Origin of the sequence: Ramlibacter monticola (genome assembly GCF_016722785.1) — a bacterium.
In the GTDB taxonomy this organism is placed as follows: Bacteria; Pseudomonadota; Gammaproteobacteria; order Burkholderiales; family Burkholderiaceae_C; genus Ramlibacter; species Ramlibacter monticola.
The window spans coordinates 22,238-29,881 of sequence record NZ_JAEQNE010000014.1 but is presented as its reverse complement, the minus strand read 5'-3'; the positions used below and the strand labels follow the sequence as shown (position 1 = coordinate 29,881).

9 protein-coding genes are annotated in these 7,644 nt (G+C 71.2%); 2 read left to right on the top strand and 7 right to left on the bottom strand.

Features of this window, described 5'->3' with window-relative positions; translation table 11 throughout:
* Positions 1 to 473: 473 nt before the first annotated feature.
* Together JJ685_RS30185 and JJ685_RS29465 are read left to right on the top strand one after the other, a co-directional pair.
* Positions 474 to 596, top strand: a complete 123-nt coding sequence (locus JJ685_RS30185) for a hypothetical protein (RefSeq protein WP_269117459.1) — start codon at positions 474 to 476, stop codon at positions 594 to 596.
* On the top strand, positions 593 to 1,516 hold the full coding sequence (locus JJ685_RS29465; RefSeq protein ID WP_201677970.1) for an NmrA family NAD(P)-binding protein: 924 nt from the start codon (positions 593 to 595) through the stop codon (positions 1,514 to 1,516). The genes JJ685_RS30185 and JJ685_RS29465 overlap by 4 nt, the downstream gene beginning before the upstream one ends.
* Positions 1,517 to 1,537: 21 nt before the next feature.
* Here the strand turns inward: JJ685_RS29465 and leuD are convergent, their stop codons facing one another.
* The 7 genes from leuD to JJ685_RS29430 all read right to left on the bottom strand — a co-directional run bounded on the left by leuD (position 1,538) and on the right by JJ685_RS29430 (position 7,639).
* Positions 1,538 to 2,152: a 3-isopropylmalate dehydratase small subunit gene (gene leuD, locus JJ685_RS29460; RefSeq protein WP_201677969.1), complete on the bottom strand. Its 615-nt coding sequence runs from the start codon at positions 2,150 to 2,152 to the stop codon at positions 1,538 to 1,540.
* A 4-nt stretch (positions 2,153 to 2,156) separates the two neighbouring features.
* Positions 2,157 to 3,587: a 3-isopropylmalate dehydratase large subunit gene (leuC, locus tag JJ685_RS29455; RefSeq protein ID WP_201677968.1), complete on the bottom strand. Its 1,431-nt coding sequence runs from the start codon at positions 3,585 to 3,587 to the stop codon at positions 2,157 to 2,159.
* The gene (rraA, locus tag JJ685_RS29450) at positions 3,584 to 4,126 is read right to left on the bottom strand and encodes a ribonuclease E activity regulator RraA (protein WP_201677967.1); all 543 of its coding nucleotides are present in this window, start codon (positions 4,124 to 4,126) and stop codon (positions 3,584 to 3,586) included. The genes leuC and rraA overlap by 4 nt, the downstream gene beginning before the upstream one ends.
* Positions 4,127 to 4,132: 6 nt before the next feature.
* Entirely contained in the window at positions 4,133 to 5,122 is a 990-nt protein-coding gene (locus tag JJ685_RS29445) for a Bug family tripartite tricarboxylate transporter substrate binding protein (protein WP_201677966.1), read from the bottom strand.
* A 70-nt stretch (positions 5,123 to 5,192) separates the two neighbouring features.
* Positions 5,193 to 5,672: a hypothetical protein gene (locus JJ685_RS29440; RefSeq protein ID WP_201677965.1), complete on the bottom strand. Its 480-nt coding sequence runs from the start codon at positions 5,670 to 5,672 to the stop codon at positions 5,193 to 5,195.
* 97 nt (positions 5,673 to 5,769) lie between these two features.
* Positions 5,770 to 6,735, bottom strand: a complete 966-nt coding sequence (locus JJ685_RS29435) for a tripartite tricarboxylate transporter substrate binding protein (protein ID WP_201677964.1) — start codon at positions 6,733 to 6,735, stop codon at positions 5,770 to 5,772.
* A 22-nt stretch (positions 6,736 to 6,757) separates the two neighbouring features.
* Positions 6,758 to 7,639: an isocitrate lyase/PEP mutase family protein gene (locus tag JJ685_RS29430; protein WP_201677963.1), complete on the bottom strand. Its 882-nt coding sequence runs from the start codon at positions 7,637 to 7,639 to the stop codon at positions 6,758 to 6,760.
* Positions 7,640 to 7,644: the final 5 nt, after the last annotated feature.

Below are 7,644 nucleotides of genomic sequence, written 5' to 3'. Positions count from 1 at the left end.
ATCCGGGTGGCCCCCACTCTTAATGACAGGCTTTTCGCCGAAGGAGGAGAACGGGGGCATCCGCCCGGGCTCCCTCAGCGCGGCGGGAGCGATGGAAACAATATCAGGAGGAGGCGCGGGCGCCGCACTCACCCCCGGCCGCGCGTCTCATCCGCGCCGGGGGACAGTCGCAGAGACGGACAGCCCCGTTCTGGTCCGGCAAGAAAGCCACCACGCACCCCTGCGGACTCCCTGATCAGGCGGAAATGAACCCTGTCCAGCAGCCTTCCCGGACAGCGGCGAAGAACTTTCCTTGAGGTCGCTGCCACGGCCCAGCCGTGCGCCTCCTCCTTTTGGCGCGATCCGTGACGCTGTTCTCGGTGCCTGCCGCCACCCGGGATTGCCGGTGCGGAAATGCACATGCCGCGGCGGGCGCGGTTCCTAGAGTGCTCTCCATGGACTTCAAGTCTGGTCGTCACGGAAGGGGAAACCCAATGAACCGCTACATCGCCATCACGATCCTGGCCATCGCCGCCGCCGTCATCTCGACGGTCGAAGTGGCCGTGACCCTTGAGCAGCCCGACGGTGCGCCCACGGCGCTGATGGTGCGGCCATGATCGGCGTCTGCGATCCCCGTGGGCCCCTGGGCCAGATGGTGCTGCGGAGCCTGGCGCAGCAGTTGGGACCGGACCAACTGGTCGCGATCGTCGGGCACGAGCGCGAGGCCGCCTGGCTGCGCATGCGCGGCCTGCAGGTGCGGCTGGTCGACGAGGACTGGGACGCGACGCTGGTCCATTCGCTGGCCGGCGTGGAGCGCCTGTTGCTGCTCGGCCCCGCCCCCATCGGCCCGCATGCGGGCAAGCCCAAGGCCATGGTCGAGGCGGCCCGCACGGCCGGCGTGCACCAGATCGTCTACACGAGCGTGCTGCACGCCGACAGCTCGACGCTGCCGGTCGCGGCCGAGCACAGGGCGGTCGAAGCGGCCCTGCGCAGCGCGGGGGTGCCTCACGTCGTGCTGCGGCAGGGCGCCTCCATCGAGGACTTCACGGCCAACGTGCCGGCCGCGCTGGAGTTCCAGGCCGTGCTGGGTTGCGCCGGCGCCGGCGCCATCTCCTGTGCGAGCCGCGAGGACTACGTGGATGCGATCGTGAAGGTGCTGCTCGCGCCGATCACGCAGCAGCACGAAACGCACGAGCTCGCGGGCGGCACCGTGTTCACGCTGCCCGAGCTGGCCGCGGAGATCTCGCGGCAGAGTGGGCGCGCGATCCGCTACGTGCACCTGCCCGCGCGGCTGTACCGGGCGGCCCTGGTCGATGCGGGCTTCGTGGCCGAACAGGCGCAGCAGCTGGTGGATGCCGATTCGGCCGCCATCGACGGCGCCCTGCGGGGGCACGAACGCGACCTGGAAGGACTGATCGGCCGGCGGACGATGGATCTGCGCCAGGCCGTGGAAATCGCCCTCGAGGGATGTCTGCCGCAGGCGGGAGCGCAGGATCCGCTCCCGCCTGCGGACATCGACCTCGAGGTTTGCGTGTAGTGCCGTGCGTGCGCCAGGTCGTCAGGCCAGCCACGGGTGGGCACTGAGGTACTCGCGCTCGAAAGCATGGATCGCCCCGGCCTGCTCCAGGGTGAGGCCCACCGCGTCCAGCCCCTTCAGCAGCATGTGCTTGCGCAAGGGGTCGAACGCGAACTGCAGCACGCGGCCGTCGCCGGGGGTGGCGATCCGCTGGCGCTCCAGGTCCACCGTCATCTCGCAGCGGGCCGGGTCGGCCGCCAGCGCCAGCAGGCGATCGACCTCCTCCGGCGGCAGCGAGATGGCCGGCACGCCGTTGCGGGTGCAGTTGTCGGCGAAGATGCCGCCGAAGCTGCTGCCGACGACGCATTGCAACCCCAGCTGCCGCATGCCCCACACCGCGTGCTCGCGGCTGGAACCGCAACCGTAGTTGGGCCCGGTCACGAGGATCTTCGCCTGCGTCCAGGGCGCGCGGTTCAGGACGAACTGCGGCCGCGCGACGCCCGGCGCCGAGAAGCGCAGGTCGTGCAGGAAGCCCTCGGCCAGCCCGGTGTGGCGGTCCACCCCGCGCAGGAACTGCTTGGGCATGATCTGGTCGGTGTCCAGGTTGGCCATGGGCAGCGCCGCGGCCACGCCGGTCAGTGTGCGAAACGGTTCCATCGCTTCAGTTTCCCTGCGGCAGCAGCCGGCGCACGTCGGTGAGCGCGCCGGTCACCGCGGCCGCGGCCACCATCGCCGGGCTCATGAGGTGTGTGCGCGCGCCCGGTCCCTGCCGGCCTTCGAAGTTGCGGTTGGTGCTGGAGGCGCAGCGGTCGCCGGGCCCGAGGTGGTCGTCGTTCATGGCCACGCACATCGAGCAACCCGCCTGGCGCCACTCGAAACCGGCCTCGCGGAAGACCTGCGCGACCCCTTCGGCCTCGGCCTGGGCCCGCACCTGCGTCGAGCCCGGCACCACCAGCGCGCGCACGCCCGGCGCCACGCGGCGGCCGCGCAGCACGCGCGCGGCATCGCGCAGGTCGTCGATGCGGCCGTTGGTGCAGGAGCCGATGAAGGCGTGGCTGATGGCGAGACCGTCGAGCTTCTGTCCCGGCTCCAGGCCCATGTACTCCAGCGCACGGACCGCGCTGCGGGCCTTCGTCGCGTCGCCTTCCTGCGCCGGGTCGGGCACGCTGGCTTCGATGGGGGCACCCTGGTCGGGGCTGGTGCCCCAGGTCACCATCGGGGCGATGCGCGAGGCCTCCAGCGTCACGGTGCGGTCGAACACCGCGCCTTCGTCGCTGCGCAGTTGCCGCCAGGCGGCCACGGCCTGCTCCCACAGGGCGCCCTGCGGCACGCGCGGGCGGCCGTGCAGGTACTGGAACAGCGGGTCGTCGGGGGCGACGATCGCGCCGCGCGCGGCCGCTTCCACGCTCATGTTGCACAGGGTGAGCCGGCCCTCGACGCCCAGCGCGCGGATGGCCTCGCCGGTGTACTCGATCACGTGGCCGGTCGCGCCGTCGGCGCCGATCTGCCGGATCAGCTCCAGCACCAGGTCCTTGGCCGTGACGCCGAAGCCGAGCCGGCCGCGCACGTCCACGTTCATGGACTTCTGCAGTGTGTAGACCAGGGTCTGCGTCGCCAGCAGGTGCTCGATCTCGCTGCTGCCGATGCCGAAGCCCAGCGCGCCCATGGCGCCGTGCGTGGTGGTGTGGCTGTCGCCTGCCGCCATCACCGTGCCGGGCAGCACCAGGCCCTGTTCGCTGGCGACGATGTGCTCGATGCCCTGGCGGGCGTCCAGCATGTCGTAGAGCGCGATGCCGTGGCGCGCGCAGTTCTGCGCCAGCATCTTCACCTGCAGCGAGCGCTCGGCGTCGGCGATCACCATCGTCTTCGCGTTGCGTTCCGGCGTGGTGGGGTTGACGTGGTCGACCACGGCGATGGTGGACGCCGGCCGCCACACCGTGCGGCCTGCCGCATGCAGCGCGGAGAAGGCCTGCGGGCTGGTGTACTCGTTGAGCACCTGCCGGTCCACGTAGAGCAGGACCTGGCCGGCCTCGCCGAGCGCGCGCACCGTGTGCGCATCGACGATGCGCTGGTACAGCGTGCGCGGATTCACCTGGAGGGGCCCGCGGCGTAGGCGGCCGTGGCCGCGACCACGTCGTCGATGCGGATGTCGGCTTCCGTGAGGCCTTCCGGCAGCACGATCACGCCGTCGTCGTCGGCCACCAGCCGGCGGCCGGGCACGAAGGTGATGCCGCCGAAGCTGACCGCCACGTCGCGCTCGCCGGCGCCCGTGCGCTCGCCGCGCTTGGGCACGGTGCCCAGCGCCTTCACCCCGATGTCCATGCCGTCGATCTCATGGCCGTCGCGGATCGCGCCGTTGATGACCACGCCGGCCCAGCCGTTGCGGCTGGCCACGCCGGCCATCACGTCGCCGAAGATCGCGCGCGCCAGCGAGCCGCCGCCGTCGATCACCAGCACCTGGCCGCGGCCGGGCTGGTTGACCACGTCGCGCATCAGGGCGATGTCTTCGTGCACGCGCAGGGTGCGGATGTCGCCGGCGAAGGCGCGGCGCTGGCCCCAGCCGCGAAAGGGCAGGGCGCAGGGCAGGGCTTGGTCGCAGGCGTCGCAGAGGTCGGAGGTCTTGAGGGTCATCGCGGCTCAATCCAGCTTGATGTTCGCTTCCTTGACCAGCTTCGCGAACGCTGCGCTGTCGGTGGCGATGAACTTCGCGAAGTCCTCGGCGCTGCCGCCCATGATCTCGCCGCCCTGCTCGTGGATCTTCGCGGCGACGTCGGGCGACTTGAGGATCGCTGCGACTTCGGTGTTCAGCCGCTTCGTGATGTCGGCCGGCAGCTTCGCCGGGCCCATCAGGGCGAACCACTGCAGCATCTCGGCGTTCTTCACGCCGGCTTCGGTCATGGTGGGCACCTCGGGCAGCAGCGGCGAGCGCCTGGTGCTGGTGATGGCCAGCAGGCGCAGCTTGCCGGCCTTCGCGTGGGCCATCACGTTGGGCGGGCTCTCGAAGTTCAGTTCGACCTGGCCCGAGAGCAGGTCCACGATCGCCTGGCCGCTGCCCTTGTACGGGATGTGCGTCATCTGCGTGCCGGTGGCGAGCTGGAAGCGCTCGGCGGCCAGGTGCTGCGCGCTGCCGCCGCCGGAGGACGCGAAGCGCAGGCCGCCCGGCTTGCTCCTGGCCAGCGCCACGAATTCCTTCACGTCCTTGGCCGGCACGCTGGGATGCACCGTCAGCAGCAGCGGCGTGTTGGCCACCGGGATGATCGGCGTGAAGTCGGTGAGGATGTTGTAGGGCAGCTTGGGATAGAGCGCCGGCGCCACCGAGTTGGAGTTGCTGTGCGCCAGCAGCAGCGTGTAGCCATCGGGCTTGCTCTTGGCCACGAGGTCGGCGCCCAGCGTGCCGGCGGCGCCGGGCTTGTTCTCCACCACCACCGGGGTGTTCAGGCGCTCGGACAGCTTCTGGCCGATCAGGCGCGCGAGCACGTCGGTGAAGCCACCGGGCGCGAAGCCGACGACGATGCGGATCGGCTTGTTGTCGGGCCAGCCGGCCTGGGCCAGGGCGTTGGCGGAAGCGAAGGGGAGGGCGAGGCAGGCGGCCGCGGCGAGGAGCGAGCGGCGGGACGGGAAGCGCATTGTTGTCTCCGAAGTACTGCGGGAGCCTGCCATTCTGCCTGCAGGCCGCGGCGGTCCGCGGAGACTTCGCTCAGGCCACTGCCTGCAGACCCGAATCCAGCCCCGCCAGCTCGATCAGGGCGCGCAGCACGGTGGTGGCGGCCGAGATGAGCTCCGAGTGGGCATCGCGGCCGATGTAGGTGCATTCGTGCACGATCAGGTCGCGGTAACGCAGCGCGGCCTCGAAGCGCTGCCACACGTCCGCGCCGAACATCTCGGACGGGCCCGGCGCCGCGCGCAGGCGCAGCACTTCCTCCACGAGTTCCACCGCGCCGGTGTCGCGGAACTGCCGGTGCCGCATCACCGCGGTGCTGGCCGGGCGTCCGGCGGCATGCACGATCAGCGAGCGCGCGAGCGCCTCCACCGCGCCCACCATGGTGACCAGCCGGGCCGGCCCCATCTCGGCGTGCGCGCTGGCGAGTCGCTGGCGGATGGCGCGCAGGCGCGCGGCCGGCGTCGCGGTGGCATAGGTGTGCTGGAGTTCTTCTGCGTGAGCGAGCAACTCGTTCATGCAGGAAGTTTAGGGACAGCGGCGGCGGGTGGCCGCGCACTACCGCACATTTCGTGACAGACGCGCAGCGCGCTGTCGTGCCACTGCGACGCCGGCCCTATTCGGGCTGGATCCTGAAGGCCCTGGCCTGCGCCGCCCAGTGCTTCGCGTCCGCGGACAGGAAGGCGGCGAACTGCTCCGGGCTGCCCGTCTCGGGCGTGCTGCCGTCGGCCTCCAGCCGCGCCTTCACCTTGGGCTGCTGCATGGCCTTGACTATGGCGGCGTTCAGCGCGCGCGTCGTCTCCTCCGGCAGCTTCGCCGGTCCGAGCACGCCGAACCAGCCGTGGTTGGTCGTGTACCTGGGGATGGTCTCGGTGATCGGCGCGGCATCCGGAAAGGCCGCGATGCGCCGGTTGCCGGCCACCGCCAGCGCGCGGAGCTTGCCGGCCTGGACCAGCGGCCGCGCGCCGTTCACGGGCGCGAACATCAGGTCAACGTGGCCCGCCAGCACGTCGGCCAGGGCGGGGCTGGTGCCCTTGAACGGCACCTGCATGACCGGAACGCCGCTGGAGTGCTCGAATTCGTAGGTGTCCATGTGCAGCGAGGAGCCGGTGCCGCCAATGGCGAAGGTGAGGGGGTGCTTGCTCGCCTTGCCCCTGGCGATCACGTCGCGCACGTTGCGGTAGGGCGCTCCGGTGCGGGCCACGAGCACGCTCGACACCCTGGCGAGCAGCGCCACCGGCGTGAAGTCCGCGATGGGGTCGTAGGGCAGCTGCTTCATCAGCGACGCGTTCATGGTGTGGCTGGTGAAGGCGACGAGCAGCGTGTGGCCGTCGGCGGGCGCGCGGGCCACTTCCTGCGCGGCGATGTTGCCGCCGGCCCCGGCCCTGTTCTCGACGATCACGGGCTGGCCGAGCGTCTTCGTCATGTCCTCTGCGATCTCGCGCGCCAGCGTGTCCGTGGTGCCGCCGGCCGACGCGCCCACGATCAGGCGGATCGGCTTGGTGGGGAAGGCCTGGGCGGCCACCGAGGCCAGGACCAGCGCGGCGCAGAGCAGGGTGCGGCGGGTGGGAAAGCGATTCACTTCTTGTCTCCTTGGGTCTGTTTCAGTCCTGCTGCGCGGACGCGTCGTAGCGCGCGCCCTCGCGCAGCAGTTCGGGCGTGCCGATCAGCGCGTTGAGCTGGTCGAAATCGAGCATGCGTCCGCGCTCGGGCGCGGTGGTCTCGTGCTGCTTCAGGCTGCCGTAGTAGCGCTGCAGCGTGTGCGCCACGGCGCGGGCGGTGCCGCCCGGGAAGATGACGATGCGGAAGCCCACGCGGCCCAGCTCGCTCGCAGACTGCACGGGGGTCTTGCCGCCTTCGACCATGTTGGCCAGCAGCGGGATGCGCGCGGCGAAGCGCTCGCAGGCGGAGCGCATCTGCTCCGGCGTGCGCAGCGCCTCGATGAAGAGCGCGTCCACGCCGCAGGCGAGATAGGCTTCGGCGCGCTCCATCGCGGCCTCGAAGCCTTCCAGCGCGAGCGCGTCGGTGCGGGCCAGGATCAGGGTCCCGTCCGAGTGCCGCGCGTCGAGCGCCGCGCGCAGCTTGCCGCACATCTCGGCGCGCGGGATCACGCCCTTGCCGTCCAGGTGGCCGCAGCGCTTGGGGAAGGTCTGGTCTTCCAGCTGGATCATGGCGGCGCCGGCGCGCTCGAAGGCGCGCACCGTGCGCTGCGTGTTCAGCGCGTTGCCGAAGCCCGTGTCCCCGTCGACGATGACCGGCAGCGCGACGCGCTCGGTGATGCGCGCCAGCGTGTCGGCGACCTCGGTGGCCGTGGTGAGGCCGACGTCGGAACGTCCCAGCCGCGTGTAGGCGATGGAGGCGCCCGAGAGGTACAGCGCCTCGAAGCCGGCCTGTTCGGCGACCAGCGCGGTGAGCGCGTCGTAGACGCCGGGGGCCAGCACGGCGGGCGTCGACTGCAGGCGCTGCTGGAAGGAAGTCCTGGTCATGTTCG